The sequence below is a fragment of the Pseudomonas sp. MF6751 genome (assembly GCF_016613265.1).
GTDB classification, from domain to species: domain Bacteria; phylum Pseudomonadota; class Gammaproteobacteria; order Pseudomonadales; family Pseudomonadaceae; genus Aquipseudomonas; species Aquipseudomonas fluorescens_BV.
This window is the reverse complement of sequence record NZ_JAENSV010000003.1, coordinates 140,228-165,390: the sequence shown is the minus strand read 5'-3', so window position 1 is coordinate 165,390 and position 25,163 is coordinate 140,228. Positions and strand designations below refer to the sequence as shown.

At 62.1% G+C, this 25,163-nt stretch carries 19 protein-coding genes and 1 pseudogene; 11 read left to right on the top strand and 9 right to left on the bottom strand.

Features of this window, described 5'->3' with window-relative positions:
• The first annotated feature begins 35 nt into the window (after positions 1-35).
• From ampD to JJD66_RS04155, 5 genes and pseudogenes are all read left to right on the top strand, one after another.
• A complete protein-coding gene (ampD, locus tag JJD66_RS04170; protein WP_054896894.1) occupies positions 36-599 on the top strand; it encodes a 1,6-anhydro-N-acetylmuramyl-L-alanine amidase AmpD in 564 nt (187 codons plus the stop codon).
• Positions 596-1,432 carry a regulatory signaling modulator protein AmpE gene (gene ampE, locus JJD66_RS04165; protein ID WP_034126259.1) on the top strand — a complete coding sequence of 279 codons (837 nt, stop codon included), beginning with the start codon at positions 596-598 and terminating at the stop codon, positions 1,430-1,432. The genes ampD and ampE overlap by 4 nt, the downstream gene beginning before the upstream one ends.
• Positions 1,433-1,615: 183 nt before the next feature.
• A pseudogene (locus JJD66_RS28370) lies at positions 1,616-2,707 on the top strand (methyl-accepting chemotaxis protein); the annotation flags it as partial.
• On the top strand, positions 2,684-3,613 hold the full coding sequence (locus JJD66_RS28365; RefSeq protein WP_371262625.1) for a methyl-accepting chemotaxis protein: 930 nt from the start codon (positions 2,684-2,686) through the stop codon (positions 3,611-3,613). The pseudogene JJD66_RS28370 and the gene JJD66_RS28365, both read left to right, overlap by 24 nt.
• Positions 3,614-3,738: 125 nt before the next feature.
• The gene (locus JJD66_RS04155) at positions 3,739-4,167 is read left to right on the top strand and encodes a hypothetical protein (RefSeq protein WP_054896896.1); all 429 of its coding nucleotides are present in this window, start codon (positions 3,739-3,741) and stop codon (positions 4,165-4,167) included.
• On the opposite strand, the gene JJD66_RS04150 is transcribed toward JJD66_RS04155, so the two are convergent.
• On the bottom strand, positions 4,114-4,890 hold the full coding sequence (locus tag JJD66_RS04150) for a TatD family hydrolase (protein WP_200647629.1): 777 nt from the start codon (positions 4,888-4,890) through the stop codon (positions 4,114-4,116). The two genes, JJD66_RS04155 and JJD66_RS04150, sit on opposite strands and share 54 nt — an antisense overlap.
• 2 nt (positions 4,891-4,892) lie before the next feature.
• Positions 4,893-5,888: a catabolite repressor/activator gene (gene cra / locus JJD66_RS04145; protein ID WP_098949587.1), complete on the bottom strand. Its 996-nt coding sequence runs from the start codon at positions 5,886-5,888 to the stop codon at positions 4,893-4,895.
• A 284-nt stretch (positions 5,889-6,172) separates the two neighbouring features.
• On the opposite strand from cra, the gene ptsP reads away from it, so the two are divergent.
• The 4 genes from ptsP (at position 6,173) to JJD66_RS04125 (ending at position 13,320) form a co-directional block, all read left to right on the top strand.
• Positions 6,173-9,031 (top strand): phosphoenolpyruvate--protein phosphotransferase, encoded by a 2,859-nt coding sequence (gene ptsP, locus JJD66_RS04140; protein WP_200647628.1) that lies wholly within the window; start codon positions 6,173-6,175, stop codon positions 9,029-9,031.
• Positions 9,032-9,952, top strand: coding sequence for a 1-phosphofructokinase (pfkB, locus tag JJD66_RS04135; RefSeq protein WP_200647627.1), 921 nt, complete (start codon positions 9,032-9,034; stop codon positions 9,950-9,952).
• An 11-nt stretch (positions 9,953-9,963) separates the two neighbouring features.
• A complete protein-coding gene (locus JJD66_RS04130) occupies positions 9,964-11,673 on the top strand; it encodes a fructose-specific PTS transporter subunit EIIC (protein ID WP_200647626.1) in 1,710 nt (569 codons plus the stop codon).
• Positions 11,674-11,778: 105 nt separating this feature from the next.
• Positions 11,779-13,320, top strand: a complete 1,542-nt coding sequence (locus JJD66_RS04125; RefSeq protein ID WP_200647625.1) for an alkaline phosphatase D family protein — start codon at positions 11,779-11,781, stop codon at positions 13,318-13,320.
• Between the two features lie 70 nt (positions 13,321-13,390).
• Here the strand turns inward: JJD66_RS04125 and JJD66_RS04120 are convergent, their stop codons facing one another.
• Positions 13,391-15,916 carry a PepSY domain-containing protein gene (locus JJD66_RS04120; RefSeq protein WP_200647624.1) on the bottom strand — a complete coding sequence of 842 codons (2,526 nt, stop codon included), beginning with the start codon at positions 15,914-15,916 and terminating at the stop codon, positions 13,391-13,393.
• A 123-nt stretch (positions 15,917-16,039) separates the two neighbouring features.
• On the bottom strand, positions 16,040-18,325 hold the full coding sequence (locus tag JJD66_RS04115; RefSeq protein ID WP_200647623.1) for a TonB-dependent receptor: 2,286 nt from the start codon (positions 18,323-18,325) through the stop codon (positions 16,040-16,042).
• 205 nt (positions 18,326-18,530) lie between these two features.
• On the opposite strand from JJD66_RS04115, the gene JJD66_RS04110 reads away from it, so the two are divergent.
• Positions 18,531-19,211 carry a Fe2+-dependent dioxygenase gene (locus tag JJD66_RS04110; RefSeq protein WP_034126270.1) on the top strand — a complete coding sequence of 227 codons (681 nt, stop codon included), beginning with the start codon at positions 18,531-18,533 and terminating at the stop codon, positions 19,209-19,211.
• Between the two features lie 2 nt (positions 19,212-19,213).
• Complete coding sequence (locus tag JJD66_RS04105) at positions 19,214-19,963, top strand: tetratricopeptide repeat protein (protein WP_200647622.1); 750 nt, start codon at positions 19,214-19,216, stop codon at positions 19,961-19,963.
• Between the two features lie 70 nt (positions 19,964-20,033).
• Here the strand turns inward: JJD66_RS04105 and JJD66_RS04100 are convergent, their stop codons facing one another.
• From JJD66_RS04100 to JJD66_RS04080, 5 genes are all read right to left on the bottom strand, one after another.
• The gene (locus JJD66_RS04100) at positions 20,034-21,197 is read right to left on the bottom strand and encodes a type III PLP-dependent enzyme (RefSeq protein ID WP_003188470.1); all 1,164 of its coding nucleotides are present in this window, start codon (positions 21,195-21,197) and stop codon (positions 20,034-20,036) included.
• A gap of 444 nt (positions 21,198-21,641) precedes the next feature.
• Positions 21,642-22,799, bottom strand: coding sequence for an osmoprotectant ABC transporter ATP-binding protein OsmV (locus tag JJD66_RS04095; protein WP_200647621.1), 1,158 nt, complete (start codon positions 22,797-22,799; stop codon positions 21,642-21,644).
• Complete coding sequence (locus tag JJD66_RS04090; protein ID WP_003188473.1) at positions 22,796-23,449, bottom strand: ABC transporter permease; 654 nt, start codon at positions 23,447-23,449, stop codon at positions 22,796-22,798. The genes JJD66_RS04095 and JJD66_RS04090 overlap by 4 nt, the downstream gene beginning before the upstream one ends.
• A gap of 12 nt (positions 23,450-23,461) precedes the next feature.
• Positions 23,462-24,355, bottom strand: coding sequence for a glycine betaine ABC transporter substrate-binding protein (locus tag JJD66_RS04085; RefSeq protein WP_200647620.1), 894 nt, complete (start codon positions 24,353-24,355; stop codon positions 23,462-23,464).
• A gap of 20 nt (positions 24,356-24,375) precedes the next feature.
• Positions 24,376-25,092: an ABC transporter permease gene (locus JJD66_RS04080; RefSeq protein WP_003188475.1), complete on the bottom strand. Its 717-nt coding sequence runs from the start codon at positions 25,090-25,092 to the stop codon at positions 24,376-24,378.
• Between the last annotated feature and the right edge of the window lie 71 nt (positions 25,093-25,163).

Genomic DNA, 25,163 nt, shown 5'->3' with positions numbered 1-25,163 from the left:
TACTGGTCACACCTCTTCTCATTCAAGGAGCCTGTATGCAGTTGGACCCCGCCAGCGGTTGGTGCCAGGGCATTCGTCATTGCCCTTCGCCCAACTTCAACGAGCGCCCTGAAGGCGAAATCTCGCTGTTGGTGGTGCATAACATCAGTTTGCCCCCGGCGCAGTTCAACACCGGCAAGGTGCAGGAATTTTTCCAGAACCGCCTGGATATTTCAGAGCATCCCTATTTTGAAGGGATTGCGAGCCTACGAGTGTCTGCGCATTTTCTGATTGAACGTGACGGCACTGTGACGCAATTTGTTTCGTGCCGCGACCGTGCCTGGCATGCCGGTATTTCCGTCTTTGAAGGGCGCGAGGTCTGCAACGATTTCTCTCTGGGAATCGAGCTGGAAGGCACGGATGACCTACCGTTTACCAATGCCCAGTATGCGGCGCTGATCGACCTGACACGCCAACTGCTGGCCGCATACCCAGATATCACCCGCCAACGTATTTGTGGTCACAGCGACATCGCTCCGGGGCGCAAGACCGACCCGGGCCCCGCTTTTGATTGGGCGCGCTTTCGCAGCGCCCTGCAGGATGGAGGACACGAACGATGAGTTTCCTGGTGTTGGTGCTGGCCGTGTGGATCGAGAAGTTCTCGGCCTTGCGCCTGCGGTTGCAGCGTGACGGTGGATGGCTGCGTGAGCTGGCCAAGCTGGAATCGAGCCCGCGCATGGGCAAGCGCCCCTGGTTGATCCTGCTGATATTGGTGCTGCTGCCGGTGGCATTGCTGGCGTTGTTGTTGCTGGTCCTGGAGCCGGTGGCCTATGGCCTGTTGGCATTGCCGGTGCACTTGCTGGTGGTGATCTACAGCCTGGGCCGTGGCGATCTATTGGCGGGGCTGGGGCCGTTTCGCGACGCCTGGCGGCGCGGTGACCTGCAAGCGGCCGAGCATGTGGCCGAACGTGACCTCAAACTTGGCGCCGACAGTGGCGAGCAATTGCTGGAGCGCGTCCAGGGCTACCTGCTGTGGCAGGCGTATCAAAGCTTTTTCGCGGTGATTTTCTGGTATTTCCTACTGGGCCCGGTGGCCGCCCTGGCCTACCGCCTGTTGGCGCTGGCCAGCGAAAACAGCCAGAACCCGTTGGTGGCCGAGCGCGCCACGCAATTGCGCCACGCGTTTGACTGGTTGCCGGTACGCCTGCTGGCGGCCAGCTTTGCCTTGGTGGGTAATTTCGTCGGGGTCAGCCGTGTGATGCTCCACGAACTGTTGAGCTGGGACATCAGCGCGGCACAGTTGGTGGAAAGAGTCGGCCTGGCCGCCGCGGAAATTCCTGCGCCAGTGGTGGGGGCCGATGGCATCAACAGCCTGGATCGCCTGTGGGAACTGCTGCTGCGTGCGGCGGTGCTGTGGTATGCCGGGTTTGCCATCTGGACGGTGTTGCCCTGAGTGATAGCGGCGGGGGTATCCATCGCTCCCGCCGTTAACCTTACGTTACAAAACTCCCTTTCGAATTGAGCTATACAGATAGAGCGCCAAATAGTGGCTATCTGCCGCCGCCCTGCGCCTCAATAAAAATAAAAGAAGGGGAGGTCACCTGTGAAGAGCTTGCTCTATCCCGCCGTCGCGCTGATGAACCGCCTGAGTTTCGGCATGAAGTTCAGCCTGATCAGTGTGCTGTTCCTGCTGCCGATGCTGGCGACCAACTATTACCTGGTGCGCGACTCCTGGCGTGAATACCAGGGCACCCGGGTCGAACTGCAGAGTCTCGACCTGCTCGGCAGCAGCCTGGCGTTGCGCCGCGACCTTGAAACCCTCAACAACCAGGTCCAGATCAATGCCACCCTTGGCCAGTCCGGCAAAGCAGCAGACCTGGAGACCAGGATCAGCGCCTTGGAAGCCAGCGTGGTGGAGCGCTTGCAGGGCCTGCGCGCCATTGCGACCCAGCCCGAGCAAGTTGCCGTCTTCGACAGTAAGCGCGACGAGTTGATCGCCGCGTTCAAGGCCCAGCAGCAGGAAACCTCGTTGCTCAACAAAGCGGCGTTGATCGGCAAGTTACTCAACCAGGCCCAGATGTTCAGCCAGATCATTGCCAGCCAAGCCGGCTTGAGCCGTGATCCGCAAAGTGACCTGCGCCAGCTCAGCGATCTGGTCACCACCGTCACCCCTCAAGTCACCCAGGCCTTGGGCGAAGGCCGTGCGATGGGCGCGTACTCCCTGGGGCAGGGCTTTATCAATTCATCCTCCAGCACCCGTTTTGACGAACTGCTGCAGCAGCTGGAAAAACTCCACGGGGAATATGGCTTGAAGCTGCAGGACGCGTTGGGCGCCAGCCAGGCCGCGCATGCAGCCCTCGACGTTTCGGCGCAAGCCAGCCGGGCCAGCCTCAAGCAAGGCAGTGAGTTTTTTGAAGAGCAGGTGGTGATGGCCGAGACCCTCGATACGTCTTGGCAGGGTTTTTATGACGGCGTCAGCCAGTTGATGGCCAAGACCTATCAATTGGATGACGCCACCCTGGCGTTCCTCGGGCAGCAGTTGCAGCAGCGGCTGGCGCAAAACCGCCTGCATATGGTGTTGCTGGTCACGGCACTGGCGGCGGTGTTTGCGCTGATTTTCTATCTCTATGCCGGTTTCTTTGTCTCCACCCGCACCACCTTGCGCCGCCTGGGGGCGATGATGGACAAAGTGGCGGCAGGTGACATGACGGTCACCTTCGTTGCCCAAAGCCGCGACGAGCTGGGCGACTTGGGCCAGGTGTTCAATGGCACCGTGGCCAAGATTCATGACCTCATCGAACGTGTTGGGCATACGGTCAGCCAGGTGGAGTTGCAGGCCGGCCAGGTGCAGGCGGTGTCGGCACAGAGTAACCAGGCGGTGTCCGGCCAGCGCAGCCAGATCGAACAAGTGGCGACCGCCATGAACCAGATGTCCGCCACCGCCCAAGAGGTGGCGCGCAGCGCGGCGGCGGCGGTCAGTAGTGCCCAGAGCGTCAATGATGAAACGGTCACCGGGCGTGCGCTGGTGCAATCCCAGCAAGGCGGCATCGCCCGCCTGGCGGCGGAGATCGACGAATCGGTGCGGGTGATCAACCAACTGGCTGCCGACAGCCAGTCCATCAGCAGCGTCCTGGAAGTGATCAAGAGCATTGCCGAGCAGACCAACCTGCTGGCGCTCAACGCGGCCATCGAAGCCGCGCGCGCCGGTGACCAAGGGCGTGGTTTTGCGGTGGTGGCCGACGAGGTGCGCACCCTGGCTCGGCGCACCCAGCACTCCACCGAGGAAATCGAGCAGATGATCAGCCGCTTGCACAGCGGCGTGGGCGCGGCGGTGAAGGCCATGGGCAGCAGCCATGAAATGGCGAATGGCACGGTGGGGCAGTCGGAAAAAGTCCAGCAAGCCCTGGAAAATATCCTGGGGGCAGTTGGGATGATCGTCGATCAGAACCAGCAAATCGCCGCCGCCGTGGAGCAGCAAACGGCGGTCGCCCACGACATCGACCAGAACATTGTCGAAATCAACCGTGCTGGCGAGCATGCAGCGCAAGGCGCCCAGCACACGGAAGCGGCCAGTCGACAACTGGCAACCCAGGTGGTTGAGTTGAAGCAATTGATTGGTGCGTTTCGGGTGTAGGGAGGTTCTGAAGGGCGGAGCCACGGGCCCTGTGGCCCATGTCTTGATTTACCGATGCGTGTTTTATCGGGGCGTGAATAGGTGAAAATTTATTTCATCCGTCACGGTCACGAGGGGACAAAACGATGGCCGCCGCAATCGGTATCAGGGGGCATTGCGCCCAGTGCAACATGACGTTTGAACTCAAGCCTTGGCAACTGAACGCCATCGCCATCGATGTGCCTTTTGACTGTATGTATTGCCACTGCGGGTTGCAGTTGGGCTGCGTCAAGCAGTTGCGCCAGTTCAGAGCCCTGGACCAATGGGCGCTGGTGCGGCCGAGCATGATCATGCTGACGTGCGCGACCTTGCTGGTGGCCTTGGTCGCCGAGTGGCTGGGGCTGCTCAGTGTCATCGCGCAGTTCAACATTTCACTGGTCGCGGTGTTGATCCATCTGCTGGTGGTGCGCTACGCCCGTCATCGCCAGACAATGACCTTGAACTTGCAGGCCATCAGTGCGCTACCAGTTGAACAGCTCGCACGCATTGCGTGTGCTCGCCTCAGCCAGCAATAGAGGGCTGATACCCATGCGCTCGGCCAGGGCCGTGCATATGTCTGGCAGGTGCTGCGGGCTATTGCGCTGGTTGGGGTACATGGCCGGGGCCATATCCGGCGAGTCGGTTTCCAGCACCACGGCGTCGAGGGGCAATTGGGCCAGTACCCGGTGCATGCGCAGGGCCTGGGGCCAGGTGGCAGCGCCACCCAGGCCCAGTTTGAACCCGAGCTTGATGTACTCGCGTGCCTCTTCAACGCTGCCGGCGAACGCATGGATGATGCCGCCTCTGGGCAGGCGGATACGCTTTAGGGTGGCAATTACCGCGGTGTGGCTGCGGCGAACGTGGAGCAAGGCCGGCAGCTGGAAATCCACCGCGAGTTTCAGTTGGGCTTCAAATAGCGGTTGCTGGCGCTCGTGGTCCAACTGTTCAAGAAAGTAATCCAGGCCAATTTCGCCCACGGCGCACAGTTGCCGGTGGCCATGCAGGCGCGTCAACCAGTCGCCCAGCTCCAGCAGGTCGGCGGGGCGATGCTCATCGAGATACACCGGGTGCAAGCCGAAGGCGGCGAACAAGCCTTCGTCCTGTTGCACCAAGTCCCACAGCCGCTGCCAATTTTTCTGGTACACCCCCAGCACCACCAGGCGCCGCACGCCGAGTTCACGGCTGTGGGCGAGGACGTGCGAGCGATCCTGGTCGAAGTCCTCGAAGTCCAGGTGCGTGTGGGTGTCGATCAGCTCCACGCTCAGGCCTCGTGGATACGCTGCTTGAAGGTCCGGCCAATCGCATGCACGCCGGGTTGGTACTGTTCTTCTTCAATGGCGGCCAGGGCCAGGCGCAGGGCGGTCTCGGCAATCAACTGATGTTGCTGGGCCATGGCGTTGACCGGCAGCGGGAGGAAATCCAGCAACTGGGTATCGCCGAAGGTGCCCAGGCGCAGGGGGCGTGACTTGAGAGGGAAGTCATGCAGCGCATCAAACACGCCTTGCAGCAGTACGTAGGAGGTGGTTACCAGCGCGTCCGGCAGATGCCCCAGGCGTTGCAGCAGTTGCTCCATCAGCTCTCGGCCGCAGTCACGACTGAAGGCTTCGCCCTGTTCGATGATCACTTCGCCCGTAAAGCCTTGCAGCGCATCGCGGAAGCCGGCGGTACGCGCCTGGCTGATGCTCAGCTCGGGCCGTGCGCCGATCAGCGCGATCTGCTTGGGCAACGGTTGCAGCAGGCTGCTGGTGAGTTGCTGGCAGGCCTGGTGGTCGTCGCTGACCACGGAGCAGAACTGGTTCGGCTCCATCTCCCGGTCGATGGCAATCACCGGCAGCCCCTTGGCCTGCAGCTCGCGATAGCTGTCATCGCTGGCCGGCAGGCAACTGGCGACGAACAACGCATCGCAACGCCGCGCCCGGAACAGTTGCAGCAGTTGGCGCTCGCTGTCCGCTTCGTCATCGGAGCTGGCGATCAGTAACTGATAGCCCCGCGCCCGTGCACCTTGTTCCAGCAGTTTGGCGATGCGTGCGTAGCTGGGGTTTTCCAGGTCTGGCAGGATGAACCCCAAGGTCCGCGTATGCCGGCTGCGCAGCCCCGCGGCTTGAGGGTTGGGGGTAAAGCCATGGGCTTGGACCACGGCACGCACACGCTCAACGGTGGCGTTGCTGATGCGCTGCTGTTCGGCCTTGCCATTGATGACATAGCTGGCGGTGGTAACGGACACACCGGCCAGGCGTGCGATATCACTGAGTTTCAAACCGGGATTTCCTTGTTTTTTGGCGCTCGCCCCGACATTTTGTCCAATCGTAACCGATTCCTGCATTCGACCAATGTCCCACAGCAAGCGCCGAGTGGCCCTTCAAGCTTGCGTAATTAACGCGTAATCTGCCATAAATTCTAGATTAAACGTTTCAGCAAGCGTATTTTTACGATGTTCGCTACTGAGTGACCACTGCCAATTGACCGCTCAGTCAGTTAATTTTGAACATATTTACCTACAACAATACCTAGTGCGCCCGTCGCACTAACTAGGAGAACGGCATGCTTGAGCTCACTGTAGAGCAGATATCCATGGGCCAGGTCGCTGTGGATAAATCTGCTGCCTTGCACCTGCTCGCTGACAAATTAGTGGCCGATGGCCTGGTTGCCGAAGGTTATCTCAGTGGCTTGCAAGCCCGTGAAGCCCAAGGCTCGACCTTTCTCGGCCAAGGCATTGCTATCCCCCATGGCACGCCAGAAACCCGCGACCAAGTGTTTTCCACCGGTGTGCGCCTGCTGCAGTTCCCCGAAGGAGTGGACTGGGGCGATGGCCAGATCGTCTACCTGGCGATTGGCATCGCGGCTAAATCCGATGAACACCTGCGCCTGTTGCAACTGCTCACCCGTGCCCTCGGTGAAACCGACCTGGGCCAGGCGTTGCGCCGTGCCGGCAGTGCCGAAGCGCTGTTGAAACTGTTGCAAGGCGCGCCCCAGGAACTGGCGCTGGATGCGCAGATGATCAGCCTGGGCGTGTCGGCCGATGATTTTGAAGAGTTGGTGTGGCGCGGTGCGCGCCTGCTGCGCCAGGCCGACTGCGTGAGCAATGGCTTTGCCGCCGTATTGCAGCAAGTCGACGCGCTGCCCCTGGGCGATGGCCTGTGGTGGTTGCACAGCGAGCAGACGGTCAAGCGTCCGGGCCTGGCCTTTGTGACGCCGGACAAACCTATGCGTTACCTCGGCCAGCCCTTGCACGGCCTGTTCTGCCTGGCGAGCCTCGGTGAAGCGCACCAGACCCTGCTTGAACGCCTGTGTGCCTTGCTGATTGAAGGGCGCGGCCAGGAGTTGGGACGCGCCACCAGCAGCCGCGCGGTGCTGGAAGTGCTGGGTGGTGAACTGCCGCCGGACTGGCCCAGCGCCCGTATTACCCTGGCCAACGCCCACGGCCTGCACGCGCGCCCGGCCAAGATCCTGGCGCAATTGGCGAAAAGTTTTGACGGCGATATCCGCGTACGCATCGTCGATGGCGCGGTGGGCGCCGTGTCGGTCAAAAGCCTGAGCAAGTTGCTCAGCCTCGGCGCACGTCGTGGCCAGGTGCTGGAGTTTGTGGCCGAGCCGACGGTGGCCGGCGATGCACTGCCCGCCCTCTTGGCCGCCGTGCAAGAGGGCCTTGGCGAAGAGGTCGAGCCCTTGCCCACGGTGAGCGCACAGCCCGCACAGGTCGATATCGAGCCGGTGCTCAGCGCGCCACTGAGCGGTAGCCAACTCCAGGCCATTGCCGCCGCGCCGGGTATCGCGATCGGCCCGGCCCATATCCAGGTGCCGCAGGTGTTCGATTACCCGCTGCGCGGTGAATCCGCCGCCGCCGAACGCCAGCGCCTGCACACCGCTTTGAGCGACGTGCGCACGGATATCCAGGGCTTGATCGAGCGTAGCCAGGCCAAGGCCATCCGCGAGATTTTCATCACCCACCAGGAAATGCTCGACGACCCGGAACTGACCGACGAAGTCGACACCCGCCTCAAGCAGGGCGAAAGCGCCGAAGCCGCCTGGATGAGCGTGATCGAAGCCGCCGCCAAGCAACAGGAAGCCTTGCAGGATGCCTTGCTGGCCGAGCGTGCTGCCGACTTGCGTGACATCGGCCGCCGCGTGCTGGCCCAGTTGTGCGGCGTCCAGAGCGTGCAGGAACCGAGCGAGCCCTACATTCTGGTGATGGAAGAGGTCGGCCCTTCGGACGTGGCGCGCCTGGACCCGGCCCGCGTTGCCGGCATTCTCACCGCCCGGGGCGGCGCCACCGCTCACAGCGCCATTGTCGCCCGCGCCCTGGGCATTCCGGCCTTGGTCGGCGCTGGCGCTGCGGTGTTATTGCTCAACCCGGGCACGCCACTGTTGCTCGATGGCCAGCGTGGTCGCCTGCATGTGGACCCCGACGCCGCCACCCTGCAACGGGCCACCGTGGAGCGCGACAGCCGCGAACAGCGCTTGCAAGCCGCATCGGCCCAGCGCCATGAAGCGGCGCTGACCCGTGACGGCCACGCCGTGGAAGTGTTCGCCAACATTGGCGAAAGCGCCGGGGTGGCCAGCGCAGTGGAGCAGGGCGCCGAAGGCATTGGCCTGCTGCGCACCGAACTGATTTTCATGGCCCACCCCCAGGCGCCGGACGAGGCCACCCAGGAGGCCGAATACCGGCGCGTACTCGACGGCCTCAATGGTCGCCCGCTGGTGGTGCGCACCCTGGATGTGGGCGGCGACAAGCCTTTGCCCTATTGGCCGATCGCCGAAGAGGAAAACCCCTTCCTGGGTGTGCGCGGCATTCGCCTGACGTTGCAACGCCCGCAGATCATGGAAGCGCAACTGCGCGCATTGCTGCGTGCAGCGGACAATCGCCCGCTGCGCATCATGTTCCCCATGGTCGGCAGCGTGGATGAGTGGCGCGCCGCCCGGGACATGACCGAGCGCCTGCGCCTGGAGATCCCAGTGGCAGACCTGCAACTGGGGATCATGATCGAAGTGCCCTCAGCCGCGCTGCTGGCGCCGGTCCTCGCCAAGGAAGTCGACTTCTTCAGCGTCGGCACCAACGACCTGACCCAGTACACCCTGGCCATCGACCGCGGCCACCCGACCCTGTCGGCCCAGGCCGATGGCTTGCACCCGGCAGTCCTGCAACTGATCGACATCACCGTGCGCGCCGCCCATGCCCACGGCAAATGGGTAGGTGTGTGCGGCGAGTTGGCGGCGGACCCGCTGGCGGTGCCGGTGCTGGTCGGCCTGGGTGTGGATGAGTTGAGCGTGTCGGCCCGCAGCATTCCTGAAGTGAAGGCGCGGGTGCGTGAATTCAGTCTGAGCGAGGCCCAGGGCCTGGCGCAACAAGCACTGGCGGTGGGTTCGCCCGCCGAAGTGCGTGCCCTAGTGGAGGCCGTGTAGATGGCGAATATTCTGACCCTGACGCTGAACCCGGCGTTGGACCTCACGGTACGTCTGGCGCACCTGCAACCCGGTGAGGTCAATCGCAGTGAAGCGATGCTCACCCACGCGGCCGGCAAGGGCGTGAATGTGGCGCAAGTGCTGGCCGACCTGGGCCATTACGTCAGCGTGGGCGGGTTCCTCGGCAGCGCCAACCCCCAGGCTTTCAATGCGCTGATCAAGCGCCGTGGGTTTGGCGATGCCTTCATCCGGGTTCCCGGCGAAACCCGTAGCAACATCAAGATTGCCGAACAGGATGGGCGTGTCACCGACATCAATGCACCGGGGCCGCTGGTGACTGAAGAGGCGCTAAAAGCGCTGCTCAAGATGGTCGCGATGATTGGCCCGGAGTTCGATGCGGTCGTGGTGGCCGGTAGCTTGCCGCGCGGCGTCAGCCCGCAGTGGTTTAAAGGTTTGCTGGAGGCGTTGAAGGACCTCGGTTTGAAAGTCGCCCTGGACACCAGCGGCGAGGCGCTGCGCCTGGGGTTGGAGGTTGGCCCGTGGCTGGTCAAACCCAATACCGAAGAGTTGGCCGAAGCCTTGGGTAACACCACCGATGCCATCAGCCGCCTGCATCAGCAAGGCGTCGAACATGTGGTGGTCTCCGACGGGGCCGCAGGCGTGACCTGGTACCGCCCGGGTGCGGCGCTGCACGCCACGCCGCCCAAGGTGGCAGTGGCCAGTACCGTGGGGGCCGGGGACTCGCTGCTGGCCGGGATGCTCCACGGTTTGCTCAGTGGCGACACGCCGGAGCACACCCTGCGCCGGGCCACGGCGATTGCCGCGATGGCGGTGACACAGATCGGTTTTGGCATCAGCGATGACGCCCAGTTGGCGCATCTCGAAAGCGGCGTTGATGTGCGCACGCTGACAGAACAATAAGAGGGTTTGTGATGAAGTTAGCCATTGTTACCGCCTGCCCGAACGGCATGGTCACCAGTGTGCTGTGCGCCCGCTTGTTGGACGCCGCCGCCCAGCGCATGGGCTTGCACACCAGTGTTGAAGTCGTCGATGTACAGCGCCCGGAGCGCCAGTTGTCCCAGGCGACGATTGATGATGCCGAGTGGGTGCTGCTGGTCAGCAGTACCCCGGTGGATATGCAGCGGTTTGTCGGCAAGCGTGTGTTCCAGAGCACACCGGCCCAGGCGTTGGCGGATGTCGAAGGCGTGCTGCGCCGGGGCGCCGAAGAAGCCCAGGTGTATGTCGCCGACGCCTCCCCGGTGGCGGCCAAGGCTGCGCCGCGTATCGTCGCGATTACCGCGTGCCCCACCGGTGTGGCCCACACGTTCATGGCCGCCGAAGCCTTGCAGCAGACTGCTCAGCGCCTGGGTTATGACCTGCAGGTCGAGACCCAAGGTTCGGTGGGCGCCCGCACGCCGTTGAGCCCGCAAGCGATTGCCGATGCCGATGTGGTGTTGCTGGCGGCCGATATCGAAGTGGCCACCGAGCGTTTCGCCGGCAAGAAGATTTACCGCTGTGGCACCGGCATTGCCCTCAAGCAATCCGAAGTCATCCTCAACAAAGCCCTGGCCGAAGGCGTGGTGGAAAGTGCTGCCGGCGGTGCACCGGCCAAGGCGGAGAAAACCGGCGTCTACAAACACCTGCTCACCGGCGTGTCGTATATGTTGCCGATGGTGGTGGCGGGGGGCTTGCTGATCGCTTTGTCGTTTGTGTTCGGCATCCATGCCTTCGAACAGCCCGGCACCTTGGCGGCGGCGCTCAAGTCCGTGGGTGACCAGGCGTTCCTGTTGATGGTGCCATTGCTGGCGGGCTACATCGCCTACTCGATTGCCGACCGTCCTGGCCTTGCGCCCGGCATGATCGGCGGGCTGCTGGCGGGGACGCTGGGGGCTGGGTTTATCGGCGGCATCCTGGCCGGCTTCGTCGCCGGGTATTGCGTCAAGCTGATCAGCCGGGCAGTGCAACTGCCCCAGAGCCTGGAAGCGCTCAAGCCGATCCTGATTATCCCGTTACTGGCGAGCCTGTTTACCGGCTTGGTGATGATCTACCTGGTGGGCCCACCGGTCGCCCGCTTGCTCACGGGCCTGACGGATTTCCTCAGCACCATGGGCACCACCAACGCGGTGCTGCTGGGCATTCTGCTCGGCGGCATGATGTGCGTGGACTTGGGCGGGCCGATCAACAAGGCGGCCTATGCGTTCTCGGTCGGCCTGCTGGCCGCGTCGAGCGGCGCGCCGATGGCCGCGACCATGGCCGCCGGCATGGTGCCGCCAATTGGCATGGGCATCGCCACGTTGCTGGCCCGGCGTAAGTTCGCCCAGACCGAGCGCGAGGCCGGCAAGGCGGCGATGATCCTGGGGCTGTGCTTTATCTCCGAAGGCGCGATTCCCTTTGCCGCCAAAGACCCGCTGCGCGTCATTCCGGCCAGCATCGCCGGTGGCGCGTTGACCGGTGCGCTGTCGATGTACTTCGGCTGCAAACTCGCCGCGCCCCATGGCGGGTTGTTTGTGTTGGTGATTCCGAATGCGATGAACCATGCGTTGTTGTATTTGTTGGCGATTGTGGCGGGCAGTGTGTTGACCGGCTTGGTGTATGCCGTGCTCAAGCGACGGGAAGCGGCCGAGCTGGCCGTGACTGCCTGACACTGGCAGAAAGTGTGGGAGCTAGACCGTTCTCCTGATCAGTGTCATCTGCGCTTCATCCCGTCATGCTTTAGTGGCCCTTTTGATACTCAAGAGGGCACCTGCATGAGCCACTTCGATCTCGGTCGCCGCCGTGTGATGCAAGCTGTGGGCGCTGGCCTGCTGTTGCCGGGCCTGGCGCCGGCGGTGATCGCTTCGGTGAAGGACCGACCGCAACTCACTGACGGCGTGCAATCAGGCGACCTGCAGGGCGATCGCGCGATGATCTGGAGCCGCAGTGACCGCCCGGCGAAGATGGTGGTTGAGTGGGATACCCGCAGCGTGTTCAGCAACCCGCGCCGATTCGTCTCGCCCCTGGCCGACAGCCGCACCGACTTTACCGCCCGTGTCGAGCTCACCGGGCTGCCGGTCGACCAGGCGATTTTCTACCGCGTGCATTTCGAAGACGCCCAGACCGGCATTGCCAGTGAACCCTGGTTCGGCCACCTGCGTAGCGTGCCGCAACAGCGGCGTGATATTCGTTTTGTGTGGAGCGGCGACACCGTCGGCCAAGGCTTCGGCATCAACCCGGACATCGGTGGCATGCGCATCTATGAAGCCATGCGCCTGCGCCTGCCAGACTTTTTTATCCACAGCGGCGACACCATCTACGCCGACGGCCCGGTACCCGCGCAGCTCACCACTGAAGGCGGGCGCATCTGGCGCAACATCACCACTGAAGCCAAAAGCAAAGTTGCGGAAACCCTCGATGAATATCGCGGCAATTACCGTTACAACCTGCTGGATGAAAACGTACGCCGCTTCAATGCCGAGGTGCCGCAGATCTGGCAGTGGGACGACCACGAGGTGATCAACAACTGGTCATCGAGCAAGCAGTTGGATGAGCGTTACCAGACCCGCGACATCAACACCCTGGTGGGCCGTGCCCGCCAGGCCTGGCTGGAATATTCACCCATGCGCCGACAGAGCGCCGACAGTGGCGGGCGTATTTATCGCAAGCTCAGTTATGGGCCGCTGCTGGATGTGTTTGTGTTGGATATGCGCAGCTATCGCGGGCCCAATGACGACAACCTGGGCGCTGAAAAACCCTTTCTTGGGCGTGAACAGTTGGACTGGCTCAAGCGCGGGCTCAAGGCGTCACAAGCGCAGTGGAAGGTGGTCGCCGCCGACATGCCCATCGGCCTGGGCGTGCCCGACGGTGAGGTCAACCCCGGCGTGGCGCGTTGGGAAGCGATCGCCAATGGCGATCCTGGCCCGGCGCAAGGGCGTGAGCTGGAGATCGCTGAACTGCTGGGGTTCCTGCATGAGCACAAGGTGCGCAACCACCTGTGGCTGACGGCCGATGTGCATTACTGTGCGGCGCATCACTATCACCCTGACCGCGCGGCGTTCCAGGATTTCGAGCCGTTCTGGGAGTTTGTGGCGGGGCCGTTGAATGCCGGGAGTTTCGGGCCCAACCCACTGGATAAAACCTTTGGCCCGCAGGTGGTATTCCAGAAGGCGCCACCGGCACAGAACACCTCGCCGTTTGCGGGCTTTCAGTTTTTTGGTGAAGTGCAGATTGATGGGCAGACGGCGGAGTTGACGGTGATGCTGCGCGATCTCGATGGAGTCTCGGTGTTCGAGCAAAAGCTGCAACCCATCTGATTGGAATACAGTTAAAACTGTGGGAGCTGGCAAGCCAGCTCCCACCTTCGATTTTCTTTGTTCCTGGGGGTCAGTAGACATCCCGACGATAGCGGCCCTGTTCGATCAGGCGCTCCAGCGCCTCATTGCCCAAGATGTCTTTCAGTGCCTGATCCACCCCCGTCGCCATCCCCTGCAAGCTGCCACACACATAAATCGCTGCGCCATCCGCGAGCCATTTGCGCAGCACATCCGCTGACTCGCGCAGGCGATCCTGTACGTAGATCTTCTCCTCTTGATCGCGGGAAAATGCCAGGTCCAGCAGGGCCAGGTCTCCACTGGCGAGCCAGCCTTGCAGTTCGTCCTGGCACAGGTAGTCGTGGGCGATATTGCGCTCGCCGAACAGCAACCAGTTTCGCTGCTGGCCGTCGGCAATGCGTGCTTTGAGCAAGCTGCGCAGGCCCGCAAGCCCGGTGCCGTTGCCCAGCAGAATCAGCGGCACAGGCGCGTCGGGCAAATGGAAGCCGCTGTTGCGCCGCAGGCGCAGGCTGATGGCCGAGCCGACGGCGGCGTGTTCAGTCAGCCAGCCGGAGCCAAGCCCCAGGCTGCCGTCGGGGTGGCGCTCCTGGCGCACAATCAGCTCCAGCACGCCGTCGCTGGCAATCGAGGCGATGGAGTATTCGCGCATGCCCAGGGGGACCAGCGCATCCACCAATGCCTGGGCGTGCAGGCCGACCAGGTGCGTGCGGTTTTCCGGCAGTTGGCGCGTGGCCAGGGCCTGATCAAGGGTGTGGACGACGCCGTCGATCACCACACCGTCGCTACCGACCAAGCCCAGGCCGGCCAGGAAGTGTTCGATGGCCCAGGGGCAATTGCGCGGCAGGACTTCCACCAGGTCGCCGGCCAGCCAGCTGTGCGCAGACGTGGATGTGAGGCCCAGCAGGTAGACGGGCGAGCCGACACTGTCGGGGTTGAGCAGGGTGCGTTGGCTCAGGGTCCAGTTTTCGTACTGGGCCGTCGGCCAGGCCGCTGCCGGCGCATGCCCGGTGAGCTGGCCCAGTTGCTGTTGCCAGGTCTGCAGCGCCAGTGTATCGCCGCTGTCGACTTCCACCGGGGCAAACAGCGGGGTGCCGCCCTGGTTGGTCAGCCAGAAATGCAGGCGCCGGGCAAAGCCGCAAAAATGTTCGTACTGCCGGTCACCCAGGGCCAGCACCGAGTAGTTCAAGCCTTTGAGGGGCAGCGCCTGGCCGAGCACGCTGCGCTCGAACCCACGGGCGCTGTCGGGCGCTTCGCCGTCGCCAAAGGTACTGACCACAAACAGCGCGTTCTGTGATTGGCTGAGGTCGTCGCGGCTGACACTGCCCAGGGGCTGCACCTTCACCGCCAGGCCCGCAGCCTGCAGTTGCCCGGCCGTATGCCAGGCCAGTTGTTCGGCAAAGCCGCTCTGGCTGGCGAAGCCGATCAGCCAGGCCGGGGCATTGCTGTGGTTATCTGTCAGGCCTTTGCGGGCATCGCGGACCTGGCGCTTTTTGCGGCGTCGGTCCAGGTACAGCAGCCAGCCCGTGATGAAAAACAGCGGCATAAGCAGTGAGCTGACGGTGAGGACGATGCGCCCGACCAGGCCGAAATAGCTGCCGGTGTGCAGCGCATACACGCTGGTCAGCAACTGCGCCTTGAGGCTTTTGCTGGCGTAGCGCTCGTGAGATTTGACCTCGCCTGTGGCCGGGTCCAGGTTGATCTGGTTCAGCGCACGGTCATGGGGCGATGAAGTGAGCAGGTAATACACGGTGGCCGGTTGCCCGGCGACCGCGGGCATCCGAATGTTGTAGGCGCTCAAGTCGGGGCCGGCGTTGCTGTAGATGCTGCTCCAGATCGCGTCGTAGTTGGCCACCGGAGCCGGGCCGGTGGGGGCTGGGCCGCGCTTGCGCATGCGCTCGTTCTGCGGCGCGTCGGACAGCAGTTTGGTCACGCCACGGTTGTACCAGTCGTAGGACCAATACAACCCGGTCAGCGCCGCCAACAGATAAAACAGCAGGCACCAGGTGCCGAATACCGAGTGCAGGTCCCAATTGAAGCTGCGGCCTTTTTTGCGCCAGTCCAGGGTCAGCCAGACACGCCAGCTTTTCACCTGGCGCGGCCAGCGCAGGTACAGGCCGGAGAGGCAAAAGAACAGCAGGATCAGGGTGCAGGCGCCGGTGATGTTGCGCCCGGTGTCGCCGATGGCGAGGAAGCGGTGCAGTTGCAGGATAAAACCGAACAGGTCCTGGCCGACCGCGTCGCCCATGTAGCCGCCGGTGTACGGGTCAAAGTAGCGCATCTGGCCACGACGCTCGCCCGGTGGCGGGGTGAAGGACACGCGGCCGGCGTTGCCGCTCTCGCTTTCTACCCACAGCATGGCCACGGTCTTGCCTTCAGCCGCTTCCAATTTGCGTACCAGCTCGGCGGGCGGCAGTACACCGGCCTCGCGTTTCTGCACGCTCAAGACGGTGGGGTTGAGCGCCCGCAGGATCTCGTCCTGGAACGAGTACGCGGCCCCGGTGACCCCCATCAAGGCCAGCACCAGCCCGGCCGTGATGCCGAAGAACCAATGCAACTGGAACAGGGTTTTCTTCAACACGTCGGAGCGCCTCGCTTAGCTGGATATCTGATCACGGCGCGCATTATGCCGTGAGTTGCCGGGAAACACGCAAAAGCCCCACGCATCCGATGTGTGGGGCTCCTGGCTGAACCTTGACCGCTTTTAGAAGTGGAAGCTGGTGGTCAACAATGCCGTACGACCGGCCGCCTGGTTGGCGAAATGCGTGGAGAAGGCCTTGTCGTAGTAGGTCTTGTCGGTCAGGTTCTGCACGTTCAGTTGCAGGTCGACGTTCTTGGTCAGCTTGTAGCTGGCCATGGCGTCGTAGCGGGTGTAGGAGGGTACATACACCGTGTTGCCGACATCACCGTAAACCTCATCGACGTAGAAGGCGCCGCCGCCGACGGTCAGCTTGGGCGTGATCTCGTAGGTGGTCCACAGGCTGAAGGAGTTCTTCGGCGTGTTGGGCATTTGGTTGCCTTTGTTGGAGCCGGCACTGACTACGCCGTTACGCCCGTTGAGGCCGGATTTGACCAGTTCGCTGTCCAGATAGCTGTAGCCCGCAAACACCTGCCATTGTTCGGTAATTTTGCCGCTGGCGGACAATTCGATGCCGTCGACCTGAGATTCCCCTGCGTTCTGGTAGGTGAGCGCATCCACCAGGATGCGGGTGTTTTTCTTCTCGGTGCGGAACACGGCTGCGGTCAGGGACAGGCGGTCGTGGAACAGGTCCCACTTGGTGCCCAGTTCGTAGTTGACGGTTTCTTCTGGCTGCAAGTCGCTGGTGGCGGCACCGGCAGACAGCGGGTTGCCGTCGGATCCTTCGCCTACCAGGCCACCGGCTGGCGTGGCCGATGTGGCGTAAGAGGCGTAGATGCTGGCGTTCTCCACCGGCTTCCACACCAGGCCGGCCTGCCAGTTGAAGAACTGGCTGTCGTCCTTGATCTTGGTGCGCCCGGCGACGGCGTTGGTGTTGGCTTCGGTGTCAAAGGTGTCGTAGCGCAACCCCACGTTCAGCAGCCATTTAGGATCGAGCTCGATGGTGTCGAACACGTACGCGGCGCGGCTGGTGGCCTTGGTGTTGGTACCGTTGTAGTTGCGCGCGATGCTGCCGTTCCAGGCGTCGTCGGGGTTCGGGTTGCTCAGTGAGGTGCACTGGCCGCCCAGGCTGCCCTTGGCCGTTGTGCACACCGGGTTGGCGTTAGGGCTGACGGTGTAGCCGCTGACACGGGTTTCTTCGCCGGTAAATTCCAGGCCGGTGGAGTAAGTGTGCTTGAAGCCCAAGGCCTGGAAGCTGCCAAACAGATCCGTCTGGTTGGTGGTTGTGGTCGTGGTGGAGACACGGCTGTTGGCGCGACGCCAGACAGTGCCGTAGCGGTTGACGTTGAACTTGCTGTCATCCGGCTGAGTGAGCACATAGTCCTGGCCGGTGCTGCCGTGGCGCAGGGTGTTCTTGAGCGTCATGTTGTCGTTCAGGTCGTGCTCGATGGAGAACGTGCTGATGTCCGCGCGGGTCTTGCGGAAGTCACGGCTTTTCAAACCGTAGAAGTTGTTGCTGTCGCCGCCGTCGTTGGGTTTGTCATGCACGTGGGCCGTGGCGGTCGACGAGCCGTAGCCGTAGGGAATCCCCGAATCCGGCAGGTCATCACTTTCCATATGGTAGTAGCTGAGGTTGACACGGGTCGGTGTGCCCAAGCCGAAAGTCAGCGACGGCGCCACGCCCCAACGGTCGTAATTCACCGCGTCGCGGCCAGCCACGTTTTGTTCATGGCTCATCAGGTTCAGGCGGAATGCCGCGCTGTCGTTCAGGAACTGGCGGTTCACGTCGAGCACGTAGCGGCGGGTCTGGTCGGAGCCGTAGGTAAAGCCGCCGTTGGTGAAGTCCCGCGCTTGCGGGGTCTTGCTCACCAGGTTGAGGCTGCCACCGGCCGAGCCACGGCCGCCGAACGAGGAGTTCGGGCCTTTGCTGACTTCGATGGACTCGATGTCGAAGATCTCGCGGCTCTGGCCTCCGGTATCGCGTACGCCATCGAGGTAGGTATCGCCCTGGGCGTCGAAACCACGGATGAACGGGCGGTCGCCCTGAGGGTTACCACCTTCACCGGCGCCGAAGGTGATACCCGGTACGGTGCGCAAGGCGTCCTGCAGCGAGGTGGCGGCGGTGTCCTTGAGTACTTGTTGCGGCACCACAGTGACCGAACGCGGCGTGTCCACCAGCGGCGCGGTGTACTTCTGCGACGAGGCTTTCTCCACCTGGTAGGAGGTGTTGTCCTGCTCCTGGCCGGTGATGTTGGTGGCGCCGAGGGAGATAGGGTTGCGCTCGCCTGTTGGCTCGGTATTTTCAGCCGCCTGAGCCAGGTGGGCGGCGGAGCCGGCACTCAGGGCAACGCCAATGGCGGAGGCCAGCATGCGTGGCGAACGGGCCGGTATTTTTAGAGTAGTGCGCGACATGACGTGTCCCTTCCCCAAGGATGTGAGGCCGCGGAATATAGGGCCAACAAGACTTTGTATCAATTGCGAGATATTGCTATTCGCATCAAATTTACATTCTTTACACTTTTTTGTTACGGATTTTGCGCTCTCGTTCGTCCCCGTGTTTTACAGAGAGGATAAGAATCAATACCATTGACGCCTCTCTGATCCTAGGTATTGCCCCATGTTGCTGCACATTCCCGGCCTGTTCTCTCGCGAGGAGGTGCTGCGCATTCGCCAGGCCCTGGAAGAGACCGAATGGGCTGACGGCAAAATCACCGCCGGTCACCAGTCGGCCAAGGCCAAGCACAACCTGCAATTGCCTGAAGGTCACCCGTTGGCCAAGGAAATTGGCGCAGCCATGCTGGAGCGGTTGTGGAGCAACCCGCTGTTCATGTCGGCCGCGCTGCCGCATAAAGTCTTCCCGCCACTGCTCAACTGCTATACCGCTGGCGGCAGTTTTGACTTTCATATCGACAATGCGGTGCGCCAGCCCAAAGGCAGCCACGAGCGCGTGCGCACCGACCTGTCGTCCACGCTGTTCTTCAGCGATCCCGACGAGTACGACGGCGGCGAACTGGAGATCCAGGACACCTTCGGCCTGCAGCGGGTAAAGCTACCCGCTGGCGACATGGTGCTGTACCCCGGCTCCAGCCTGCACAAAGTCAACGCGGTGACCCGTGGCGCGCGTTATGCCTCGTTCTTCTGGACCCAAAGCCTGGTGCGCGAAGACAGCCAGCGCACCTTGCTGTTCGAGATGGACGGCGCGATCCAGCAACTGACCCGCGACGTGCCCGACCACCCTGCGCTGATCCAGCTCACCGGCACCTACCACAACCTGTTGCGCCGCTGGGTCGAGGTCTGAGCATGGGTTTTTTATTGCGCCACGAAGAAGTGCTCAATGTCGAACAATTGCAGAGCATGCTCGATGACTCCCCGGTGCGCGCCGCCCAGGCCATTCTGATCGCCGCCAAGGCAGGTGTGGTCGAGGCCCAGGCCCTGCTCGGGCAAATCTTGCTGGAAGGGCGCGGCATTGCCCGCGATGAGGCCCTGGCGCTGCGCTGGTTCCAGATTGCCGCGCAGGGCGGGCACCTGATGGCGCGCAATATGATCGGGCGTTGCCGGGAGCATGGCTGGGGCTGCGCTGTCGATGAAGCCGCCGCAGCACGGGAATATCGCCTGGCGGCACACGCCGGGTTGGATTGGGGGCAGTACAACTACGCCAACCTCTTGGCTACCGGCCGTGGCGTTGTTGAAGACCAGGCGCAAGCACTGGCGCTGTATCGCCAGGCTGCCGAACAGGGCCATGCCAAGTCGATGAACCTGCTCGGGCGTTATCTGGAAGACGGGCAGCATTGCCCCAAGGATGTTGAGGTGGCCGTTGAGTGGTACCGCCGCTCAGCCGAGGCAGGGGATTTTCGTGGGCAGTTCAGCCATGCGGCGGTGCTGGCCGACAGCGGCCAGATCGACGCGGCGCTGGAATGGTTGCACAAGGCGCTGGCAGGCGGGAATCTCAAGTTTCTGCGAACGGCGCACAAGGCGCTGGCGCAGGCGGATGACCCGCGGATTCGCGCCATGGCCGAGGCCTACCAACAACGAGCTGCGGCCTTTTCCTGAGCCATAAAAAAACCCATGACAAGTCATGGGCTTCTTCTTGCAGCTTGTCGCTTAAAACTTACCGCTGTTCTTACACGTAAAACGATTTCAGCGGCGGGAACCCATTGAACTCAACCGCGCTGTAGCTGGTGGTGTAGGCACCGGTCGACAACCAGTACAGACGATCACCAATGGCCAGGTTCAATGGCAGGCCGTACTTGTAGTTTTCGTACATGATGTCGGCGCTGTCGCAGGTCGGGCCGGCGATGACCACTTCTTCCATCTCGCCTTTCTTCTCGGTCCAGATCGGGAACTTGATGGCTTCGTCCATGGTTTCGATCAGGCCGGAGAACTTGCCCACATCCGTGTACACCCAGCGCTCGACGGCGGTACGGGACTTGCGCGCCACCAGCACCACTTCGCTGACCAGGATACCGGCGTTGGCGATCAACGAACGGCCTGGTTCCAGGATAATTTCCGGCAGGTCGTCACCGAAGTCTTCCTTGAGGAAGCGGATGATTTCTTCGGCGTAGGTTTCCAGGCTGTTGGTGCGGGTGATGTAGTTGGCCGGGAAGCCGCCGCCCATGTTGATCAGCTTCAGCTCGATGCCATCTTCTTCCTTCAGGCGTTCGAAGATCACCTTGACCTTGGCGATGGCCGCGTCCCACACGCTGATGTCGCGCTGTTGCGAGCCGACGTGGAACGAGATGCCGTAAGGCACCAGGCCCAGGTCGCGGGCGAGGATCAGCAGGTCCATGGCCATGTCGGTCTGGCAGCCGAATTTGCGCGACAACGGCCAGTCAGCAGTGGTCGAGCCTTCAGTGAGGATACGCACATACACTTTCGAACCCGGCGCGGCCTTGGCGATGTTGCGCAGGTCGGCTTCGGAGTCGGTAGAGAACAGGCGCACGCCCTTCTCATAGAAGTAGCGGATGTCCTTGGATTTCTTGATGGTGTTGCCGTAGCTGATACGGTCGGCGCTGACACCGCGGTCCATGACCTTGTCCAGCTCGTAGATCGATGCGATGTCGAAGCTCGAACCCTTGTCTTTCAACAGGTCGATGATCTCGACGGCCGGGTTGGCCTTGACCGCGTAATACACCTTGGCGAATTCGAAACCGGCGCGCAGGTCATCGTAGGCCTGGCTGATCATCGCGGTGTCGATCACCACGAACGGGGTTTCTTGCTTGTCGGCGAACGCCTTCATTTTGTCAAAAGTGGCGCGCGCGAAATAATCTTCGACGTTGATCGACATGCTGGGAACTCCTAAGGGCAAACTAATTTGATCAATGGGTGCAAATGAACGTCCTCCGTATCCCCACTTTGGTTCGCCTACTTCCCAAGGCATGTCGCCGAAAGCAAAAAGGCCATGGGGTAAGCTGCCCTTGGCCTTGCTGTCTCGTCGTCAGTACTTGAGCCGGATGGATCGTTTCCAGCATGGACGTTCGGCGCGAACTTTAGGGCTTGGCGGGCGTGGGATCAACTAAAAATGTCGCGTTTTTGCACGCGTTCGTCGCGCGGCCGCGTGCAGCTACTTATGTAACCGACCGGTGTGACGGATTGATGTTCCCCGGATGGGGCCAATCAGGTGGATTTGCGGTGTATTCATCGCAGGCAAGCCAGCTCCCACAGGGGAATGCATTCCAATATAAGAATGCAGTTCAAATGTGGGAGCTGGCTTGCCTGCGATAGCGGCGGATCAGACCAGCGCGGTCTCGGCTGGAGACACGATACTGGTCTTGCCCCCACGCGATTTGCCAGAGCTCAGGTACTCGGCAATCGACTCCTGGGTCACTTCCCCGAGGAACACCCGCTCCGCATCCATCACCGGCAGCCACGAACGGTTGAACTCGTACATGCGCGACAGCAGGATGCGCAAATGCTCGTCATACGCTGCCGTGGCGTTGAACTCGCGCAGGTACTGGCCGCAGGTGCCGGCCTGGCGGTGCAGGTCGCGACGGCGTACGTAGCCCAGCGCCTTGTTCTCCGAACAGGTGACCACCACATAGCGGCGGTCGTGCTCGTCCATCAATTCCAGTGCATCGGCCACGGGTGTTTCCGGGCTCACCGACGGGGCGTTGTCCGCCGCGTCTTCGGCTTTTACCAGCAGCAGGCGCTTGAGGGTGCTGTCCTGGCCCACGAAATTGCTGACGAACTCGTCGGCCGGGTGCGCCAGCAGCGTGTCCGGGTGGTCGATCTGCAGCAGCTTGCCGGCGCGGAAGATGGCGATCTTGTCACCCAGCTTGATGGCTTCGTCGATGTCGTGGCTGACCATGATCACGGTCTTGTTCAGCGCGCGCTGCATCTCGAAGAATTCGTTCTGGATCATCTCGCGGTTGATCGGGTCGACCGCGCCGAACGGCTCGTCCATCAGCAGCAGCGGCGCATCCGCCGCCAGGGCGCGGATCACACCGATGCGCTGTTGCTGCCCACCCGACAGCTCACGCGGGTAGCGATGCAGGTACTGCTTGGGTTCCAGCTTGATCATGCTCATCAACTCGCGGGCGCGGTCGTGGCATTTCTGCTTGTCCCAGCCGAGCAGCTTGGGCACCACCACGATGTTCTCTTCGATGGTCATGTTGGGGAACAGGCCGATCTGCTGGATCACGTAGCCGATGTTGCGACGCAGGGTCACCTCATCAAGGTCGGTGGTGTCTTCGCCGTTGATCAAAATCTTGCCCGAGGTGGGCTTGATCAAGCGGTTGATCATTTTCAGCGTAGTGCTCTTGCCGCAACCCGAGGGCCCCAGGAATACGCAAATCTCGCCTTCGTTGACGGTCAGGCTCACATCGTTGACGGCGGTGACCGTCTTGCCGTTGCTTTGAAAAGTCTTGGACAGATTTTGAAGTTCGATCATTTGAGCAATCCTTTTGGAGTCAGCGAGCGTTGCAGCCATTGCAGAAGCAGGTCGGCGAAGATGGCCAGGAGACTGACCAGCACGGCGCCGACGATCAGCATCGACATATCGCTGCGGCTGATGGAAGCCAGAATAAGTACACCCAGGCCACCGGCACCGATGGTGGCGGCGATGGTCATCACACCGATGTTCATGACCACGGCGGTACGTACGCCAGCGAGAATCACCGGCACCGCAATCGGCAGTTCGACCATGCGCAGGCGCTGGCCGAAGGTCATGCCGATGCCGCGTGCGGCTTCGCGAATGCCTGGCTCAACGCCGGTGAGGGCCAGGTAGGTGTTACGCATGATTGGCAGCAGGGAGTAAAGGAACACGGCGGTGATCGCCGGCATTGGCCCCAGGCCCTGGCCGAACTTGGAGTAGAACGGCAGCAGCAGGCCGAACAGCGCGATGGATGGCACGGTCAGCAACACTGTGGCGCTGGCTTGCAACGGGCCGGCCAGGGTCGGGAAGCGCGTCATCAGAATGCCCAGGGGCACGCCGATAAAAATCGCGAGGATCACGGCGATGCCGACCAGGGTGATGTGCTGCCAGGTCAGGTGCAGGACCTGGGCCCAATCAAGATGGGAAAAGGCGTTCAAAAATTCCATGTCTTCTCCTTTTTAGTTGATTGGATGTTGGCGCAGGAAATCGGCGGCAACGGCGGACGGGCTTTCATGGTCGACGTCGACGCGTGCATTGAGCTGACGCATGGTTTCATCGTCGAACAAGTTGGCCAAAGGCTTGAGTTCGGCGGCCAGTTGCGGGTGCTGGTCGAGGTATTCCTGACGGATCACCGGGGCTGCGGTGTAGTCGGGGAAGTAGTGCTTGTCGTCTTCGAGCAGCTTCAACTTAAAGGCGTTGAGGCGCCCGTCGGTGGTGTAGACCAGTCCGGCAAACACCTGGCCATTACGCAGCGCGGTGTAGACCAGGCCTGCGTCCATCTGCCGGGTGTTGTTGCGCGTCAGGTTCATGTCGTACAGCTTGACCATGCCCGCCAGGCCGTCGGAGCGGTTGGCGAACTCGGTGTCCAGGGCGACCAGGCGGTGCTCTTTGGTGTCTTCGGCCATGGCTTTGGTGAGATCGCTGATGCTGTTGATCTCGGGATGTTCCTCAGCAACTTTCTCCGGCAGCGCCAGTGCGTAGGTGTTGCTGAAACGCGACGGCGACAGCCAGACCAAGCCTTTTTTCGCATCGAGTTCTTTGACCCGAGCGTAGGACTGTTCGCTGTCGAGTTTCTCGTCGATATGGTTGTAGGCCACCAGCGACACGCCGGTGTATTCCCAGATCAGGTCCAGTTGCCCGCTTTCCTGGGCGCTACGCGCCAGGTTGCTGCCCAGGCCGCCGGTCACACGAGCGTCGTAGCCCTTGGTGCGCAGGTACTGGGAGGTGATTTCGGCGAGCAGGGTCTGCTCAGTGAACACCCGGGCGCCAATGCGGATCACGGGTTTTTCAGCGGCTTGCGCAATACCTGCAAACAGCAGGACGCAGCCTAATATCAAGCTCAGTTTTTTCATGTGAATTCCTTTACCGGGCCTTAAGACGGGCGCAACCCGCGTTCCAGCCAGAGGCGGCTGGCCATGGTCACCAGGCCATCAAGCAGCAATGCCAGCAGCGCGGTACACGCGGCGCCGAGCAACAGTTGCGGCTGGTTGTTCAGGGCGATGCCGGGGAAAATCAGGCTGCCCAGGCTGTTGGCGCCAATCAGGAACGCCAGCGGTGCGGTACCGACGTTGATCGCCAGGGCCACGCGCACACCGCCGATGATGATCGGCACGGCGTTGGGCAGCTCCACGCGAAACAGCACCTGGCGCGGGGTCATGCCGATGCCGGTGGCGGCTTCCTTGAGGGAGCCCTGAACGTTTTTCAGGCCTTCGTAGGTGTTGCGCACGATGGGCAGGAGCGAGGCAAGGAACAGCGCGAAGATGGCCGGGCCGCTGCCGATGCCGAGGACGCCGAGGGCGATGGCCAGTACGGCCAGGGGAGGGACGGTGTTGCCGATGTTGAAGATCTGCATGAAACGTTCTGCACGCCCGACCATGTTGGGTCGGCTGAGCAGGATACCGGCGGGGATGCCCACAATCAGGGCCGCCAGCATGGAGACTAAAACCAGAATCAGATGAGCTTGCAGGTAAAACAACAAATCGTCGCGGTACAGTTCGATCGTGTTGATGCCGATCCAGTGGACCAGCAGGGCCAGGAGAGCGACGACAACCACTGCTCCTATCAGCCCTTTGCCATAGCGAATAGCCACAGGCGGACTCCTTTTTTTCTTTTGTCGGCGAACACATTTCCGAGCGGCAATGCCATTCCTGGCTGCCTCTG

Excerpts from the sequence above, each read along its gene's own strand:
- ampD (WP_054896894.1), top strand. The coding sequence starts at position 36 with ATGCAGTTGGACCCCGCCAGCGGTTGGTGCCAGGGCATTCGTCATTGC.
- ampE (WP_034126259.1), top strand. The coding sequence starts at position 596 with ATGAGTTTCCTGGTGTTGGTGCTGGCCGTGTGGATCGAGAAGTTCTCG.
- JJD66_RS28365 (WP_371262625.1), top strand. The coding sequence starts at position 2,684 with ATGACGGTCACCTTCGTTGCCCAAAGCCGCGACGAGCTGGGCGACTTG.
- JJD66_RS04155 (WP_054896896.1), top strand. The coding sequence starts at position 3,739 with ATGGCCGCCGCAATCGGTATCAGGGGGCATTGCGCCCAGTGCAACATG.
- ptsP (WP_200647628.1), top strand. The coding sequence starts at position 6,173 with ATGCTTGAGCTCACTGTAGAGCAGATATCCATGGGCCAGGTCGCTGTG.
- pfkB (WP_200647627.1), top strand. The coding sequence starts at position 9,032 with ATGGCGAATATTCTGACCCTGACGCTGAACCCGGCGTTGGACCTCACG.
- JJD66_RS04130 (WP_200647626.1), top strand. The coding sequence starts at position 9,964 with ATGAAGTTAGCCATTGTTACCGCCTGCCCGAACGGCATGGTCACCAGT.
- JJD66_RS04125 (WP_200647625.1), top strand. The coding sequence starts at position 11,779 with ATGAGCCACTTCGATCTCGGTCGCCGCCGTGTGATGCAAGCTGTGGGC.
- JJD66_RS04115 (WP_200647623.1), bottom strand. The coding sequence starts at position 18,325 with ATGTCGCGCACTACTCTAAAAATACCGGCCCGTTCGCCACGCATGCTG.
- JJD66_RS04110 (WP_034126270.1), top strand. The coding sequence starts at position 18,531 with ATGTTGCTGCACATTCCCGGCCTGTTCTCTCGCGAGGAGGTGCTGCGC.
- JJD66_RS04105 (WP_200647622.1), top strand. The coding sequence starts at position 19,214 with ATGGGTTTTTTATTGCGCCACGAAGAAGTGCTCAATGTCGAACAATTG.
- JJD66_RS04100 (WP_003188470.1), bottom strand. The coding sequence starts at position 21,197 with ATGTCGATCAACGTCGAAGATTATTTCGCGCGCGCCACTTTTGACAAA.
- JJD66_RS04095 (WP_200647621.1), bottom strand. The coding sequence starts at position 22,799 with ATGATCGAACTTCAAAATCTGTCCAAGACTTTTCAAAGCAACGGCAAG.
- JJD66_RS04090 (WP_003188473.1), bottom strand. The coding sequence starts at position 23,449 with ATGGAATTTTTGAACGCCTTTTCCCATCTTGATTGGGCCCAGGTCCTG.
- JJD66_RS04085 (WP_200647620.1), bottom strand. The coding sequence starts at position 24,355 with ATGAAAAAACTGAGCTTGATATTAGGCTGCGTCCTGCTGTTTGCAGGT.